The organism is Candidatus Microthrix subdominans, assembly GCA_016719385.1.
Lineage (GTDB): Bacteria > Actinomycetota > Acidimicrobiia > Acidimicrobiales > Microtrichaceae > Microthrix > Microthrix subdominans.
The window spans coordinates 139,080-154,781 of record JADJZA010000008.1 but is presented as its reverse complement, the minus strand read 5'-3'; the positions used below and the strand labels follow the sequence as shown (position 1 = coordinate 154,781).

Here is a 15,702-nt window from a genome sequence, read left to right as displayed (position 1 = left end):
GGTTCGTTGGCGCCGTTCGCTCGGGCGCTCACAGCAGGTGCTCCAGGTAGTCGGCGAGGTCGCCGACGCCTTCCTCGACCGAGGCCCATTCTTCTGGGCGGTACACCGCCAAGTGGGTCTCGGATCCGATGAGGGTGACCTCGTCGTCGAAGCGTTCGCGCAGCTTGGGCGGCAACAGCACCCGCCCAGCCCCGTCAGGAGCGATGGGGAAGGCACGGCCGGAGACCACCTGGAAGACGCGACGGGGCGTGGTGCCCGCCTCGACCTCCCGGCGCAACTTGGCGACGAACTCCTGCCACTCCTGGGTGGGAAAGAGCCCGACGTAGTTGCCCTGGTCAGAGACAAAGCCCCCGTTGGCAAACGCTGGTCGCGCCGCGGCGGGAAGCACCAGTCTCGACTTCGAGTCGATTCGGTGGTCGTAGCTGCCAGCAAGCACGGGTCCATCTCGGTCGGGTTCTCCAGCGGAGGGGATGAATCGGTTGGATCACCTGCCAGTGATCCGGTTGACCCACTTCCTCCCACGAAGCGACACCATAGCCCCACTTCCTCCCACTTCGGTGCATCGCTCGAACATTTCTCTGGTCGGGTCCCTGCCCGCCTCCTGTCCCGGGGCTCACAACCCGCAACTCGGGAGCCCAAACAACCACCAGACCGCGCTCCGGGCTCCCCACTTCCCGCCCGCACCCAACCCACCCGCAACTCGGGAGCCCAAACAACCACCAGACCGCGCTCCGGGCTCCCCACTTCAAGAGATCGGGCACCGCCGGCCTCGTCCTAAGCAGCGACGTGGGCCCTGGCAGCTGCCACCGCTGAGCGCAGCCGGTCGATGACCTGGTCCCGGCGGTGCCACAGCTCAAACTCGGTGACCCGCACGACGGTGTAGCCGGCAGCCTCGAGCGCTCGTTGCCGCTTGGCGTCATCCTCCCGATCGCTCAGCGCGCCGTGGTACCTATCCGAGTCGACCTCGACAACCAACAGCCACTGAGGCCAGTACAAATCCACCCGGCCCAGCCAACGAACGTTGTCACCCAGGTCCTTCTGCCGGAGCGGCCGAGGAATGCCGGCAGCGTCGATCAAGTCGATCAGCCGGGCCTCAAGGTTGCTCTCCGGGGGGACGTAACCGGGCCCGCAGCGGTCGAGCATCGTGCGGATCGCAACCACGCCGGCCCGGCCTCGACCCAACATCGGTGCGAGTTCGGCGGCCACCGACGGGCCGGACAACAGGCCGCGAGACCAGAGATGATCGAGGATGCGCTGCAACCGCTTGGGCGCCACGACGGGCGCCAGCTGCAACAGCAGCAGTGCCGGACGCACCACGTCCACACCGTCGATCATGCCGGTAGCCCGATCCGGCCAAGCGGTCGGTCGGTGGACGAGCACGCGATGGTCGATGGCGCGCTGGTCGTCAACGAAGTTCCGGGGAAGGGAGAGCTCGATCCGATCGGTTCCGCCCCACGATGTGCGCGGCACCGACACCTGGAGCGGCCACAGCCGAAACCCGGGGATGCCCCACAAGGCCGCTGCGCTGTGGTGGCTGACCGCCGAGCCCGCACCGCAGTGGAGCACGACCGCCCGGCCGCACGTCAGCCCCGAGCACGGGGCACCCGAGCGCAGCCACACCCGGCCCGACAGATCGAGCCATTGCTGGTTGGCGACCGCCCGAACCCACCGTCGCCGGTCGATGCCCAGTTCATCCAGCTGACGATCGCTGATCAATCCGAGCTGCCGCTCGGCCAAGGCGAGAACGGAGGGCTCGACGGGCATTGCGTTGCTGTTGGTCATCTGCTCACGCCACCACGTCGCCCAGTGGTTGACCATGGGGCCCGCACCCCGGGCAGCGATCCCCGCACCGCCCCGCGCAACTCGGGAGCCCAAACAACCGCCAGACCGCGCTCCGGGCTCCCCACTTCCCAGACCACGCGCAACTCGGGAGCCCAAACAACCGCCAGACCGCGCTCCGGGCTCCCCACTTCGGAAAGGGGCTCCTGGTGAGGCACCGAGCTGGGTTGGGAGGGGCGCTGAGTTGGGAGGGGCGCTGGGCTGGGAGGGGCGCTGGGCTGGGAGGGGCGCTGAGTTGGGAGGGGCGCTGGGTTGGGAGGGGCGCTGAGTTGGGAGGGGCGCCGGGCTGGGAAGGGGGTACCGGTACGGGGACGGTCAGGTCATGACCGCGGAAGCCTGCACCAGGGCGTCGGCGACGTGATGCTGCCACCAGCGCACGGCCCGGTCGGTGCCCAGCGGCGCGGTGCGGCGGGCCAACTCGGCGACCGCCGCGGCCCGGCCGCCGGAAAACTGATCGCCGGGAAACTGATCGTCGCGCAGGGCGGCCAGCGTCGCCTCGACGGGTACCTGCCGGTAGGCCACGGTTTGGAACCGCACCTGCTCCCGGGTTCGCCGCTGGCTGAGGCCGACCACCTTGCGGCCCTGCGGGTCGAGGCTCTCGCCAGGACCGACGCCGGCAAAACACACCAGACGACCGAGCGGATCCCAAGTGCCGGTCCCCCGGTGGGCGGCGACCTCGACCCCGCCCGATCGCATCGCAGCGGCGAGAACCCCGCCGATCCAATCGAAGGACCGACCGACGTCGTCGGACACGCGCTCGTCGCCGCGGGCGACGACCACGTCGATCCACACGGTGTGAACCGGTTCGACGACGACCACGCCGCCGCCGCTGCGGCGCCTCGCCGTCGCCAGCCCGGCGGCCTCAGCACGGGCCTCGTCGAGGGCGTGGCGTTGGGTCGATCCCGCCACGATCGTCGCTTCGGTCGGGTTGACCGCCCAGACATCGAGCGAGCCGGGCGCAGGTGTGGGCAGGTCACGGCCGTGAAACTCGCCGGCGGATCCGATCCACTCGTGAAACGCCGCCGCGCCCGCGCTCATCGGTCCGCTTCGACGGGCGCTGCGACCGGACCGGTACGTCGGACGGTAGCGTCGGACGGAATGCGACCCACCCTCCGACGCCAGGCCGCCCGCGTGGTGGCACTCGACGGCGACGACCGAGTGCTGCTGATCAAGGCCCACGACCCGGCACGACCGGAGGCCGGTTCGTGGTGGGAGCTCCCCGGCGGCGGCATCGAGCCCGGCGAGGCCTCGACCCACGCCTGCCTGCGAGAGTTGCACGAGGAGGGCGGCATCACCACCGCCGACATCGGACCGGTGATCTGGACCCAGCACGTCACCTTCGACTTTGCCGGGTGGCACTTCGACCAGAACGAGGTGATCCACCTGGCCCGCGTCCCCAGCGGATCGGAGGGACTGGGGGAACAACGCCTGGAGGCCTTCGAGGCGATGGCCTTCGAGGACCGCCGCTGGTGGAGCGCCGAGGAACTCCGCTCCGAGGGTGTAGCCACGCTGCCGCCGCGGCTGGCCGAGCTGCTGGTGCCGATCGTCGACGGCCACCTGCCCGATCCACCCCTCGACATCGGTGCGGAAGCGGGCGGGGCGGACCGGCGATAGCCCGGTGGGTGCTGGGCCCGGTCTGGCACCCAACCCCCAGCACCGATCGCATTCATCCGAATCGGAACCGGCCGAATCGCACCCGGCCGGCACCCGATCGCCAAAGCCACCGCCGGCCAGCTCATGGCCGGCTCACGGTCGTCCAGCCGGCGTTCAACGAGTGCGCCGACCGCCGCCCGTCGGCCCGACCGACCGCAACCACTCGAGGTAGGCGACGACGTCGGCCGGATCTGCGGCACGCCGACGCTCCTGGCGACCGCCGCCGTACTGGGTCTCCAGGCGGAACGCGACGTAGGGCCCGAGGCGCCCGCCCCGACGAGGACGGAACCTCAGCGCCGCCCGCACGCCGGTTGCCCACAGGTCGGGACGGGTCACCACGGCGAGCGTTGCTCGTATCGGAATGGCCGGCTTGCTCATCGTTCCTCCCGATTCGTCGCCGCAAACAGCTTGGCATTGATGGCCTCATACGCCAGGGCCGCGGCGCCGATCAGCGGACCCTCCGCACCCAGCGCAGCCGGCTCGATGCGCGCGTTGCGGGCAAAGCTCAGGCGCGCCCGGGCCGACAGCTCATCCTGCGCTGCCTCGAAAAAGTCGGCGCCGAAACCGAGCGCCACCCCGCCGGCGACCAGCGCCAGCGGCACGTCGAGGGTGGCGACGACCGAGGCGACGGCGCGTCCGACCAGGGTGCCGGTGCGGCGCCGCAGAGCCGGCGACGCCAGCGCCGGATCGGCGCCGGTGATCGCCCGCAGCGCGGTGCCGGAGGCCTCGGCCTCGACGCACCCCTGTCCGCCGCAACCGCACCTGCGCCCATCGGGCACGACGACGACGTGGCCGAGGTGCCCGGCGTTGCCCAGCTCACCCCGCAGCAGCCGACCATCGACCACCAGGCCGCCCCCGATCCCGGTCGACACGACCATCGCCAGGAAGTTGTCGCAGTTCCGGGCGGCGCCGATCCACCGCTCGCCCAGCGCCAGCGCCTGAGCATCCCCGGCGACGCTCACCTCCAGACCCAGCGCGTCGGCGAGGTGAGCCCGAATGGCGAAGCCACCCCACACCGGCAGGTTGACCGGGGCGATCATCTCGCCGGCGACGAGGAAGGGCCCGGCGGTGCCGACGCCGACCCGGGCAGGGCGGTCCGCACCAGCGCTGGCCGCCAGCGCCACGCTGACCAGCCGGTCGGCCAGCTCCGATGAGCCGGTCGCCCCGGCTGTCTCGACGCGGTGGCGCTCCCCCACCGTTCCATCCGGCCCGACCATCGCCGCCTCGAACTTGGTGCCACCGACGTCGATGGCCAGCACCGGCCGGCCGCTCATCTCACCCACGCTGGCGCCAGCCCCGGTAATCGGCGCGACCTCATCGGTATCGCCTCGTCGATAGCTGCCCCGGTTGCACCAGCGTCCCCTCTGCGACCGGACTGGCGTGCCGCCCGCAACCGCCCACGTTGGTGCTTACAGCGGCGAGTCGCAACCCGGGACGGCACGCGCTTCGGTGCATCGTGACCCACCCCCGGCGCGGATAGTGTGAGCGACCCCCAAGGCCCGGAGGAGGATGGGTGGTCGACCATGACCGGGTGAGCGCGTTCGCCCAACGTTTTTCGCAGTTGTGCGACAACGTCAACCAGGTGGTGTCGGGCAAGGCCGAGGTGGTGGAGCTGCTCGTGACCGGCCTGCTCTCCGGCGGGCACATCCTGTTGGAGGACGTGCCCGGCGTCGGCAAGACGCTGCTGGCCAAGGCGATGGCCGCCTCGGTCCACGGCGAGTTCGGCCGCCTGCAGTTCACCCCCGACCTGCTGCCCGCCGACGTGGTGGGCACCTCGGTGTGGAACTCCGCCGACGGCACGTTCTCGTTTCGGCCCGGCCCGGTGTTCGCCAACTTCGTGCTCGCCGACGAGGTCAACCGGGCGTCGCCCAAGACCCAGTCGGCCCTGCTCGAGGCAATGGCCGAGGAGCAGGTGACCGTCGACGGCACCACCAACCCCCTCCCCGAGGTGTTCATGGTGATCGCCACCCAGAACCCGATGGAGCACCACGGCACGTTCCCGTTGCCCGAGAGCCAGCTCGACCGGTTTCTCATGCGCCTCAGCGTCGGCTACCCGTCACGAACCGACGAGCTGTCGCTGCTCGCCGGCGGCGACCGCACCCGCCTGCTCGCCGACCTGCGTCCAGTGATGGACATCGATGCGCTGTCGAACATGACCCGCTTCGCCGAGACGATCCACGTTGCCGGGCCGATCGGCGAGTACATGGTCGACCTGGCCCAGGCGACGCGCTCCCATCGATCGATCGCGCTGGGCGCCTCCCCGCGCGCGGTCCTCGGGTTGCAATCGGCGGCCAAGGTGAGGGCGGCCAAGGAAGCTCGGGGCTATGTCATGCCCGACGATGTCAAGGCTCTGTTCGGCCTGGTGATGGCCCACCGCATGGTGCTCACCGGCGAGGCGATGTCGGCGGGCATCCAACCGGAGAACACCCTCGACGAGATCCTGGCCACGGTCCCCGCACCGCGGCCCGGCTGACCCCCCGGCCTCGCATGGCGCGCTGGGGCTGAGTCACCGTGGCCACCTACTCCCGTTCGGGCGTGCTCACGCCCACTCGATCCGGCTGGGCGCTGATCGCCCTGGTCGCCGTGTTGGTCCCGGCCTCGATCGTGTTCTCCTACCCCGAGCTGTGGGTGGCCACCTTCACCCTGGTGGTCGCCCTTGCCGTCTCGGTGCTGGTGGTCATGCGCTCCGGGTCGCTCACCCTGCAACGGGTGGCGCCAACGGCGGTCACCAACGGCGACGCAGTCGAACAGATGGTGCTGGTCGTCAACGGCGGCCGGTTCAGCGGCCTGGTGTCGCTGCGGGATCGGATCGCCGAGCCGATGCATCCCGCCGGCGAGCGCACCGACCCCGTGCGCCTCTCGCCCTTGGGGGCGGGCGAACGCCGCCGCCTGAGGACCGTCGTGCCGACCACGGGGCGCGGTGTGCTTCGCCTCGGCCCCGCCCAGCTGGCCAAGCAGGACCCGTTCGGGTTGTTCGAGCGGGCGCTCGCCCCGCAGGCCGAGGCCAGCGTGTTGGTGCGCCCGCGCATCCACCGGCTGACCGGCCTGCCCGGTGGCGGGCGTCAACACGACCGCCACCACGCACTGCTGATGACGCCCACGCAGGCGCCGGAGGATTTTGTCGGGCTCCGGCCGTACCAAGCCGGCGACGACATCCGCCACATCCACTGGCCCGCCGTCGCCCGCAGCGGCAACCTGATGGTCCGCCAGTTTGAGCGGCCCGATGAGAGCCACGTGGCGGTCGTACTCGACGGCCGGGCGTCCCGCCAGAGCGTCAGCTCGTTCGAGCGGGCGGTCGAGGCGGCGGCCAGCGTGCTCACCGCGGTGGTCGCCGACCGTCCGGTGCGGCTGCTCAGCACCGCCGGCCTCGACACCCGGACGCTGTCCGACGCCTCCAGTTTGGGACCGGTGATGGACCGCTTGGCGACGGTGGCGATCGGCCCCGAGGCCAACCTGTCGTCGGTGGCCCGCACGCTGGCCGACGACGCCACCGGGTTGATCGTCGTGTGCGGGACCACCCTGAGCGCCGATGATCGCCGGCTGCTGACCAACGGCGACAGCTCCCGCATGCTGGTATCGATCGACTGCTCGGCGACCGAGGCGCAGCCGGGCGTCGTGCCCTTTGGATCCGGCATCGAGCTGGCGACCACCTGGTCGGAGGCATGGGCCGAGGAGCTGGCACAACGCCTGCGCTTCGGCGGGGCGCCGCTGCGTTCAAGCGGGTCGGTCCAACCGGGCGGGCCGCAGCGATGAGCCCAAGCCGCAGCGCCGCCGCCCCCGAGGCGGTGGGCACGGCCCGGGCCGAGAACGGCGAGCGCCGTCCGCCGGGATGGTGGCTGCCCGAGGTCACGCTGATGATGCTGACCGCAGCGACGGCGCTGAGCTTCTCCCGCCTGTTCTCCGGTTGGGACTGGTTGCCGGCGGTCCTGTTGCCGGCGCTGATCGTGCACGCCAGCGAGTCGATCGGCCGTCGTCTCCGGCTGTCGGTGTGGATCGCTCCCCTGCTGTCGGCCATCGCCGGACTGGTGGCATGGGCGAATCTCACCCTGCCCGAAACCGTCGTGGCCGGCCTTCCCACCGGCGAAACCGTGTCGCGGTTCGTCGAACTCACCGGGGAGTCCTTCGACAGCTTCCGCCAGCTCGTCGCCCCGGCCCCCGCCCAACCCGGCTTCATCGCCGCCGCCTCGCTGGTGCTGGTCGTCGTCGCCCTCTACTCGGACACCGCCGTCCACCGGGGCAACGTCCCGGTTCAGGCGGTCACCACCCACGTCGGCGTGTTCATCTTTGGGGCGACGCTGGCCCGGGGCCCTGCCCAAGTGTTCTCGGCGGTGGTGTTCACCGCTGCGCTGGGCGCCCACCTGCTCGCCGTTCGCACGGTCAACAACGGACGGGGCCGTTGGCGCAGCGGCGAGCGTTCCAGTGGCACCTGGGCTGCCGCCCGGCTCGGTGCGGGGGTGCTGGTGGTTGCGGTGCTCGCCGGCACGTTGGCCCACCTTGCCTTCACCCAGGACCGCACGCCGGTGATCGACCTCACCGACCTGTCGTCGGACCGCGCCGATCGTCAGGTGTTGTCCCCCCTGGTGTCGATCACCGACCAGCTGGGCCCCCAGAGCGACGACGTCATGTTCACCGTCGAGACCGCCGAGGACCGGCCCAGCTATTGGCGGCTGACCGCACTGGACACCTTCGAGTCCAACGTGTGGAGTTCGACCACCGCATTCGAGGACGTGTCCGGGGAGTTGCCCGACGTCACGACGCTTCCCACCCGCAACCAGATCGACCAGACCGTGGCGATCGATGGCCTGGCCGGCATCTGGATGCCCGCCGCCTCCGATCCGATCGAGGTTGCGTCCGAGATTCCGGTCAGCTTTGACGAGCCGTCGGCGACGCTGATCATCGCCGAGGGCGATGAGTTGCCTCAGGGCATGACCTACGCCGTCCGTTCGGCGATCCCCGACGTGGCCTCACCGGGTAAAGAGGTCCCCGGCGGCGACGAGATCGAGGCTGCGCGCGCCCTCCCCGAGGGCCTCAGCCCGGAGGTGAGCGAGGAGGCGCAGCGGATCACCGGCGGCGCCGCCGGTGACGTCGCCAAGTTGCAGGCGCTCCAGAACGATCTCCGCCAGGGCGAGTACGACACGTCGGCCGACTACCGGGGTTCCGTCGACCCCACCGCATCGTTCCTCCGTCAGCGGCGGGGGTTCTGCACCCAGTACGCCAGCGCCTTCGTGCTGATGGCCCGCTCCATCGGGCTCCCGTCCCGGATGGGGGTGGGCTTCACCCCGGGCAACTACGACGCTGCCAACCGGACCTGGACCGTCACCGGACGCCAGGCCCACGCCTGGCCCGAGGTGTTTCTGTCGGAGTACGGGTGGGTCGCCTTCGAGCCGACGCCCGGGCGTGGCAACCCGGTGACCGAACCGGTCACCGGCGTGCCGTTCGAACAAGACTCCGGCGACGGTTCGCCCGAGCCGGTCGCTCCGGCGACGACCGCCCCGCCGACGACCGCTCCGCCGACGCCGGACAACACCCCCGCCGACGGCACGACGCCGGCTCAGCCCGAACAGCAGCCGCTGCCGATGCCCGAGACGCCGACGAGCACCCCGTGGTGGCTGCTCGGGCTGTTCGCAGCGTTTGCCCTGGGAGCAGGTGCGGTCGCCGGCCGGGTCGCCTGGGTGCGCAACGCCCGCCAACGCCGCTACCGGCCCGAGGACCCCGCCCGGGTACCGGCCGGCGCCTGGACCGAGGTGACCGACCGATTGGCAATGCGACGTCGAGACCCCCGTCCCAGCGAGACCGCTGCCGAGTTTGCACGCCGGATGGAGGGCGAGACCGGTCTGGCCACCCTTCGCCCGCTGAGCGAGCTGGCCGCGGCCGGGGCGTTCGGCGATCGCGCCCCGGAGGACACCCAGGCCGAGGAGGCCCGCCGGCTGGCCGACCAGGCCTCGGAGACGGTCTCGTCGGAGTGGAGCCGGGCCGAGCGCATCCGCTGGAGCCTCGGAATGGCGCCTCGTCGCTCCGGGCGGCGCCGCCACTCGCAGGGCTGATCCACTTCCCCGGTCAGGTGCCCGTCGCCCTGTGCTCAGCGCACTGTTGTCAGCACCGTGCTCGATGAGCTTCGGTGGGGGGATCGTTGCCCGGTGCGCAGGGACCGAGCGATTCTCAGCTGTCGTCGCCGGCGTCGGCGCTGGTCGAGGCTTCCGGGCGGCGAACGCCGGTAAACCCGGTCACCTGGCTGAACAACTCGCCCATGCCATCCTGGCCCAGCTGCCGGATGCCGGACTCGATCACCGCGCCGAGGGCGAAGGTGACCAGAAATCCGACAAAGGCCAACAGGAAATGCACCGACAACAAGAAGATGGTCAGGGCGAGCGAGACGACCATGCCGACCGCCGCCAAGCGGATGCGCCGCAGCACCGCGGTGTGAACGGTGCGCGTCCGCACCTCGTTGGCCAGCGCGGGGTCGGACTCGTAGAGGCGGTCCTCGATTTCCCGGAGGATGCGCTGTTCGTCTTCAGAGAGCGGCACCGTTGACCCCCTTCTCGTTCAAGGCACCATGATCGCGCACCCCGGGGCCGCTCACAACGCGCGGAGCGGCCGGGTCCTCGACCAGGCGGGTCGGCCCGATGGCGTCACGGCCAAAACGGCGGCGGACATCATCGACGGTGCGGTCGAGGGTTCGATCGTCATCGTCGGACAGCCTATCGAGGCGGAGCTGCGCAGGGGCACCCCGGGCGAGGCCGGTCGTCCCCACGCCGAGCAAGCGAACGCCGACGCTCAGGTCGAGCTGGTCGAGCAACGCCGAGGCCACCTCCCGCACCGTGACGGTGGCGTCGGTGGGCGCGTCCAAGCGTTGCGCCCGCGTGAGGGTGCGGAAATCGCCGTAGCGCACCTTGATCTGCACCGTCGTTGCGGTCACCCCGGCAGCCCGCAGTCGCTCCGCGACGTGATCCGACATCGCCGCCAGATCGGCCGACAGTTCCCCCACGGCGAAGCGATCGGTGGGAAAGGTCCGCTCGGAGCTGATCGATTTGGCCGGCGCGTCGGCGATGACCGGGCGAGGATCATCGCCCTTGGCCAGGGCGATGAGCTGGCGAGCACCGGCGGCGCCGAACAGCCGCCGCACCGCACCCTCCCCCACCTCGGTCAGCTCGGCGATCGTGCGCACCCCCAACCGACCCAGCTTCTCGCCGGCGACCGGCCCAACCCCGGGCAGCGCCCGCACCGGCATCCGCTCGAGAAAGCCGATCACCTCGTCGGGGCGCACCGCGACAACGCCCGGCCCGGGGATCGGCCCGCGCGGATCCGCTGAGGGCTTGGCCGCCTCCGACGCCAGCTTGGCGATCGTCTTGTTGGGACCGAGTCCGACCGACGCCCACAGGCCCATCTCGTCGTGGATGCGCTGACGAAGCCGGGCGGCGGTGACGATGGGGTCGCCGAGGCGCCGCTCGCTGCCGGTGAGTTCGACAAACGCCTCGTCGAGGGACAGTGGCTCGACGAGCGGGCTCAGCTCCCGGAGGATCGCCATCAGACGACCCGACACCTCGCGGTAGTGGTCGTGATCACCGGGCAGGACCACCGCCACCGGGCAGCGGCGCATGGCTTCGGTCATCGCCATCGCCGAGCCGACCCCGGTGGCCCGGGCCTCGTAGGAGGCCGCAGCGACCACGCCGCGACGGCCATCGCCGCCGACCAGCACCGGCCGGCCCGCCAGCTCGGGCCGCCGCAACACCTCGACCGCAGCAAAGAAGCAGTCCATGTCGGCGTGCAGCACCCAGCGAGGCGTGGTGCGCCCACGCTGCCCGGCTGGGCCCCCGTGCGGCTCAGCGCTCATCTGGATCGGTACGCGTGACCCGCAGGTCGGCCCGACGGTCGCCCTCGATCAGGTAGGAGAACCGGCGGGTATCCGCCCAGCGGTGCGTCAGAAACTCGACGAGCGGCTCGCGCACCCACGGCGGGGAGTCGACCAGCGGCTCGTGGGAGCGCTCGGCACGAAACCACTCACCGGTTTCCACGATGCCGTCCGGGTCGTCGAAGGACAGTTCACCGCCGGGATGCTCGGCGCCGTAGGCGACGACGCGCAGTTCCCAGCCCAACTGAGGAGCGCTACAGCGGATCTCATAGAGCGGTCCCCGCCAACTGGGCACGACCAGGCCGGTCTCCTCGGTCACCTCGCGACTCAACCCCTCGACCAGTTCCTCACCAACGTCGATCACCCCGCCGGGCGGCGACCAGTCGACCACGCCGCCCTGGCGGCGGTTGCGGACGAGCAGAACCCCATCCGGGCCTTCGATCACCGCTCCGCCCACCGTCCAGTGCCGCACGGGCTGAGGGGTGTCGGGCGAAACGCTCACGTCGCGCAGCCTAGCGATGGCCGAGCGGGCCCACCCGGCCGCCGCAGGGCCGGAACCGCATCGCCGGGATGACCCGCTCGACCCTGCCGGCCACCGGTCGGGCCGGCCTGCGAGCGGCGGAGGGGGAAGCCCCGCCACCGGCGGGTACCATCGGCGACGATGGCCGCTTCGAGCGAAGGCAGCGACAACTCCAACAGCGCCCCGAGTGGCAGCCCAGGCGGTGACGCCGAGGGCCCGCAGACCGCGCTCGCGCCCGTCTGGGCACGGGCGGTGGCCTTCGCCGCCATCATCGCCGGCGGACTGGCAGGGGCGCTGGTCGGCGGTCGCTTCGGCGATGTGGCGTGCACAGGATCGTGCGATGTGGCGATCGGAGCCTCGATGCTGGCCGCGTCGGTGATCGCCGCCCTCGGGGTGGCGGCGGTGGCGGTGATCACGCTGCGGGTGGCCGGGGAGTGGGTCGGCGGCTCGTGAGCCACCCCGGAGCCGGTGAGGCGAACCGACCGGACGCTGCCGTCGACTCCGACGAGTTGTGCACCCTGGCCCTTTCCGCCGCCCGCCTGGGAGCCCGCACGGCGTCGGACGCCCAGGCGGAAATACGCCGCCAAGGCGGGGCCAGAACGACCAAGTCGAGCGAGACCGACCTGGTGACCGAAGCCGACCGAGCGACCGAGCGGGTCATCCGCGATGCCCTGCTCGACGCCCGACCCGGGGACGGGTTTCTCGGCGAGGAGAGCGTCTCGGAGTGGACCGACGACCCTCGGGGCGACGCCGACGATCGGGTGGTGTGGGTGGTCGATCCGATCGACGGAACGACCAACTACGTCTACGGCCAGCCGGACTGGGGCATCTCGGTGGCGGCCACGCGCGGCGGGCGCAGCCTGGTGGGCGTCGTCATCGCGCCCCGCCTCGACCTCGAGTACGTCGCCACCCTCGGGGGCGGCGCCACCCGCAATGGCGAGCGGCTCGTCGTCGCCCAATCCCCGCCGCTGAGCCAGGCCCTGGTCGCAACCGGCTTCGGCTACGACCCTGGCCGCCGCGGCCGACAGGGGGCGGTGGCCACCGCTCTTCTGCCCCAGGTGCGCGACCTCCGGCGTCGGGGTGCGGCGGCGCTCGACTTTTGTTACGTCGCAGACGGCAGCGTCGACGCCTACTACGAGACCGGCCCGCACTGGTGGGACTTTGCCGCCGGGTCGTTGGTGGCCACCGAGGCCGGCGCCAGGGTGACCGCCCAGCCACTCGTTGCCGGGCCGACCGGCGGGCCGCTGGCGACCACGGCCGAGCCCACGTCCGGATGGTTCCTCCTCGCCGCAGCACCGCCGCTGTTCGGCTCGTTGAGCGACGTGCTCACCCGCCTGGGTGCCGCTGGGGGCTGAGCGCTCAACGACGGGTGGGCACGGGGCTACCCGGCGCGCCCGGTAGCCTGGCCGCGGCGGCCTCATCTGGCTCCATCGGAATTCAGGCCTCGGTTCCGAAACGCCCGCATCGCGTCGGGCACCGCCCCGAGGCCTCAGGCACGAAAGCCCTACGTTGAGCACCCGAATCCTGACCGTCGAGGACGACGAACGCATCCGCACCGCCGTGAAGCTGGCCCTCGAGGACGAGGGGTGGGAGGTGGTCGAAGCGGCCACCGGCGAGGCGGCGATCGACGCTTTCCGTTCCAACCCCACCGATGTCGTGTTGATCGACATCATGTTGCCCGGCGTCGACGGCTTCGAGGTGTGCCGCGCCGTACGTCGACAAAGTGACGTGCCGATCATCATGGTGACCGCCCGCGCCGACACCCACGACGTGGTCGCCGGGCTCGAGGCCGGTGCGGATGACTACCTGACCAAGCCGTTCGTGCCCAAGGAACTGTCGGCTCGCATTCGCGCCCTGTTGCGACGGGTGCGCTCCGGCGACTCGCTCCAGCACCGCATGCGCTTCGGCGACCTGGAGATTGTGCCCGACGAGGGCGTGGTCACCTTGGCCGACGAGACGATCCACCTCACCAAGACCGAGTTTCGGTTGCTGGTCGAACTCGCCAGCTCGCCCGGCAGGATCTTTTCGCGCGAGGACCTGCTCGAGAAGGTCTGGGGCCACGGTTACCTCGCCGACAGCCGGCTGGTCGACGTCCACGTGCGCCGGCTGCGCACCAAGGTGGAGGCCGATCCGGGCAACCCTCGGCACGTGTTGACCGTGCGCGGCCTGGGCTACAAGCTGGCGGCGTGAAACGGTCGGGGCGGCGCACCGACGATCGCTCGGGTGCGACCCCTTCGGGCGTTGATGGCGATCGCGCCAAGGGCGCCAAGGACCACACCGAGGCAACCACCAACGCATCCCGATCGAGCACCACCGATGCCAAGGCGGGTGGACCCCCGCTCGGCGGCAACGTCGCCGACGACACCAGCGGGGTCGCGTCGACCTCGCGACGGCAGCCGGGCGACTCCCAGTTGGGCCTCCGTGCCAGGGTCACGCTGGCCTTCACCCTCGGCGCGCTCGTACTGTCCGGGATCATCGGTGCGGCCACGCTGAACCTCACCCGCCGTTCGCTGCTCGCCGATCGCGAACGACGCACGATCACGCGCACCACCGACAGCGCCACCACCCTGGACGGCCTGCTTCAGAGCCAGGCCGCCGACGCCGACCTCAACCCGTTGCTGGGCGACCTTCAGGCCCAGGGACCGCAGTTCCTGATGCTGAAGGAGTCGAGCCCGTCGGGCAATCGGATGGTACGCACCTACTTCACGGGCGACCTGTCCGAGTCCGACCTCCCCCAGAGCCTGATCACCCGTTCGGTCTGGGACTCCGAAGCGGCGGTCATGCGTCTCGAGGCCGACGGCACGATGTACACCGCTGTCGGCGTGCCCCTGAGCGGCGCCAAAGGCGCCTACTTCGAGCTCAACGCCATCGACGACATCACCTCGGCGGTGCAGTCACAAACGGTGATCCTGATCATCGTCGGCTCGATCACCACCATGGCGGGCACCGCTCTGGGCTGGTGGGCGAGCCGGCGGGCGCTGCGGCCGCTGATGATGGTCGGTGAGGCGGCCGGCCGCATCGCTGACGGGCACCTGGAAACGCGGTTGGACGCCGCCGATTACGCCGAGGACCCCGAGCTGGGCCCGCTGGTGTCGTCCTTCAACGGCATGGTCGAGAAGCTGCAGGCCCGCATCGACCGCGACGCCCGGTTCGCCTCCGACGTCAGCCACGAGCTGCGATCGCCCCTGACGACGATCAACGCGTCGGTCGATGTGCTCGGGCGGGCCGCCGACAACCTTCCCGAGCGGGCACGTACCGCGCTCAACCTGCTCGAATCCGACCTGGTTCGCTTCACCCAACTGGTCGAGGACCTGCTCGAGATTTCGCGTTTCGACGCCGGGGCCGTGCGTCTCGACGCCAACGAGATCAGCGTGATGGGCGTCGTCCGGCGGGCGGTCGATGCCGTAGCCGGCGAGGACACACCGGTTGTGGCCGATGACGAACTCGACGCGCTGGTGGTGGCGCTCGACAAGGTGCGGGTGGTCCGGGTGCTGTCCAACTTCATGGACAACGCCATCAAGTACGGCGAAGGGGTGGAGCGGGTGGAGGTCGACCGGGGCGACGGCACGCTGTCGATCGCCGTCATCGACAGCGGTCCCGGGGTGCCGGCGGAGGAGCGCGAGCTGATCTTCGAGCGCTTCAGCCGCGGTATCCAGGGTGGACGGCGCGGGGCGGGCAGCGGCGTCGGCCTCGGCCTGGCGCTCGTGGCCGAGCATGCCCGGCTGATGGGCGGTCAGGTGAGCGTCACCGAACGAGACGACGGCAAATCCGGCGCTCGATTCGTGCTGACCCTGCCCGAGACGCCGCCGGTCGACATCGAATCGGTGGTGGAATTGTGAAC

At 71.0% G+C, this 15,702-nt stretch carries 16 protein-coding genes; 8 read left to right on the top strand and 8 right to left on the bottom strand.

Annotation, left to right across the window (positions count from 1 at the left end; all coding sequences use genetic code 11):
• Positions 1-28: 28 nt before the first annotated feature.
• The 3 genes from IPN02_15160 to IPN02_15150 all read right to left on the bottom strand — a co-directional run bounded on the left by IPN02_15160 (position 29) and on the right by IPN02_15150 (position 2,877).
• Entirely contained in the window at positions 29-436 is a 408-nt protein-coding gene (locus tag IPN02_15160) for a hypothetical protein (protein MBK9298141.1), read from the bottom strand.
• Positions 437-774: 338 nt separating this feature from the next.
• Entirely contained in the window at positions 775-1,782 is a 1,008-nt protein-coding gene (locus IPN02_15155) for a DUF559 domain-containing protein (GenBank protein ID MBK9298140.1), read from the bottom strand.
• Positions 1,783-2,154: 372 nt separating this feature from the next.
• Positions 2,155-2,877 carry a hypothetical protein gene (locus tag IPN02_15150; protein ID MBK9298139.1) on the bottom strand — a complete coding sequence of 241 codons (723 nt, stop codon included), beginning with the start codon at positions 2,875-2,877 and terminating at the stop codon, positions 2,155-2,157.
• A 60-nt stretch (positions 2,878-2,937) separates the two neighbouring features.
• Between IPN02_15150 and IPN02_15145 the strand changes: the two genes are divergently transcribed.
• Positions 2,938-3,453: an NUDIX domain-containing protein gene (locus tag IPN02_15145; protein MBK9298138.1), complete on the top strand. Its 516-nt coding sequence runs from the start codon at positions 2,938-2,940 to the stop codon at positions 3,451-3,453.
• A gap of 153 nt (positions 3,454-3,606) precedes the next feature.
• Here the strand turns inward: IPN02_15145 and IPN02_15140 are convergent, their stop codons facing one another.
• A complete protein-coding gene (locus IPN02_15140) occupies positions 3,607-3,870 on the bottom strand; it encodes a hypothetical protein (protein MBK9298137.1) in 264 nt (87 codons plus the stop codon).
• Entirely contained in the window at positions 3,867-4,766 is a 900-nt protein-coding gene (locus tag IPN02_15135; GenBank protein ID MBK9298136.1) for an ROK family protein, read from the bottom strand. Before IPN02_15135 ends, IPN02_15140 begins: the two co-directional genes overlap by 4 nt.
• Positions 4,767-5,023: 257 nt before the next feature.
• Between IPN02_15135 and IPN02_15130 the strand changes: the two genes are divergently transcribed.
• Genes IPN02_15130 through IPN02_15120 form a run of 3 tightly spaced genes read left to right on the top strand, consistent with a single transcriptional unit; the run spans position 5,024 to position 9,536 of the window.
• A complete protein-coding gene (locus IPN02_15130; GenBank protein MBK9298135.1) occupies positions 5,024-5,965 on the top strand; it encodes a MoxR family ATPase in 942 nt (313 codons plus the stop codon).
• 38 nt (positions 5,966-6,003) lie between these two features.
• Complete coding sequence (locus IPN02_15125) at positions 6,004-7,245, top strand: DUF58 domain-containing protein (protein MBK9298134.1); 1,242 nt, start codon at positions 6,004-6,006, stop codon at positions 7,243-7,245.
• On the top strand, positions 7,242-9,536 hold the full coding sequence (locus tag IPN02_15120) for a transglutaminase domain-containing protein (GenBank protein MBK9298133.1): 2,295 nt from the start codon (positions 7,242-7,244) through the stop codon (positions 9,534-9,536). Before IPN02_15125 ends, IPN02_15120 begins: the two co-directional genes overlap by 4 nt.
• Before the next feature lie 115 nt (positions 9,537-9,651).
• Here the strand turns inward: IPN02_15120 and IPN02_15115 are convergent, their stop codons facing one another.
• Genes IPN02_15115 through IPN02_15105 form a run of 3 tightly spaced genes read right to left on the bottom strand, consistent with a single transcriptional unit; the run spans position 9,652 to position 11,843 of the window.
• Positions 9,652-10,017, bottom strand: a complete 366-nt coding sequence (locus IPN02_15115) for a DUF3040 domain-containing protein (GenBank protein ID MBK9298132.1) — start codon at positions 10,015-10,017, stop codon at positions 9,652-9,654.
• Positions 10,004-11,323 (bottom strand): DNA polymerase IV, encoded by a 1,320-nt coding sequence (gene dinB / locus IPN02_15110; protein MBK9298131.1) that lies wholly within the window; start codon positions 11,321-11,323, stop codon positions 10,004-10,006. The genes IPN02_15115 and dinB overlap by 14 nt, the downstream gene beginning before the upstream one ends.
• Entirely contained in the window at positions 11,313-11,843 is a 531-nt protein-coding gene (locus IPN02_15105) for an NUDIX hydrolase (GenBank protein ID MBK9298130.1), read from the bottom strand. The genes dinB and IPN02_15105 overlap by 11 nt, the downstream gene beginning before the upstream one ends.
• 159 nt (positions 11,844-12,002) lie before the next feature.
• On the opposite strand from IPN02_15105, the gene IPN02_15100 reads away from it, so the two are divergent.
• From IPN02_15100 to IPN02_15085, 4 genes are all read left to right on the top strand, one after another.
• Positions 12,003-12,314, top strand: coding sequence for a hypothetical protein (locus tag IPN02_15100; protein MBK9298129.1), 312 nt, complete (start codon positions 12,003-12,005; stop codon positions 12,312-12,314).
• Positions 12,311-13,216 (top strand): inositol monophosphatase, encoded by a 906-nt coding sequence (locus IPN02_15095; protein ID MBK9298128.1) that lies wholly within the window; start codon positions 12,311-12,313, stop codon positions 13,214-13,216. Before IPN02_15100 ends, IPN02_15095 begins: the two co-directional genes overlap by 4 nt.
• Positions 13,217-13,370: 154 nt before the next feature.
• Complete coding sequence (locus tag IPN02_15090; protein MBK9298127.1) at positions 13,371-14,051, top strand: response regulator transcription factor; 681 nt, start codon at positions 13,371-13,373, stop codon at positions 14,049-14,051.
• Positions 14,048-15,700, top strand: a complete 1,653-nt coding sequence (locus IPN02_15085) for a HAMP domain-containing histidine kinase (GenBank protein ID MBK9298126.1) — start codon at positions 14,048-14,050, stop codon at positions 15,698-15,700. Before IPN02_15090 ends, IPN02_15085 begins: the two co-directional genes overlap by 4 nt.
• The last annotated feature ends 2 nt before the right edge of the window (positions 15,701-15,702 follow it).

What these genes read in the sequence shown, in the direction of transcription:
- IPN02_15155 (MBK9298140.1), bottom strand. Translation starts at nt 1,782, where the DNA reads ATGACCAACAGCAACGCAATGCCCGTCGAGCCCTCCGTTCTCGCCTTG.
- IPN02_15150 (MBK9298139.1), bottom strand. Translation starts at nt 2,877, where the DNA reads ATGAGCGCGGGCGCGGCGGCGTTTCACGAGTGGATCGGATCCGCCGGC.
- IPN02_15145 (MBK9298138.1), top strand. Translation starts at nt 2,938, where the DNA reads ATGCGACCCACCCTCCGACGCCAGGCCGCCCGCGTGGTGGCACTCGAC.
- IPN02_15140 (MBK9298137.1), bottom strand. Translation starts at nt 3,870, where the DNA reads ATGAGCAAGCCGGCCATTCCGATACGAGCAACGCTCGCCGTGGTGACC.
- IPN02_15135 (MBK9298136.1), bottom strand. Translation starts at nt 4,766, where the DNA reads ATGAGCGGCCGGCCGGTGCTGGCCATCGACGTCGGTGGCACCAAGTTC.
- IPN02_15120 (MBK9298133.1), top strand. Translation starts at nt 7,242, where the DNA reads ATGAGCCCAAGCCGCAGCGCCGCCGCCCCCGAGGCGGTGGGCACGGCC.
- dinB (MBK9298131.1), bottom strand. Translation starts at nt 11,323, where the DNA reads ATGAGCGCTGAGCCGCACGGGGGCCCAGCCGGGCAGCGTGGGCGCACC.
- IPN02_15100 (MBK9298129.1), top strand. Translation starts at nt 12,003, where the DNA reads ATGGCCGCTTCGAGCGAAGGCAGCGACAACTCCAACAGCGCCCCGAGT.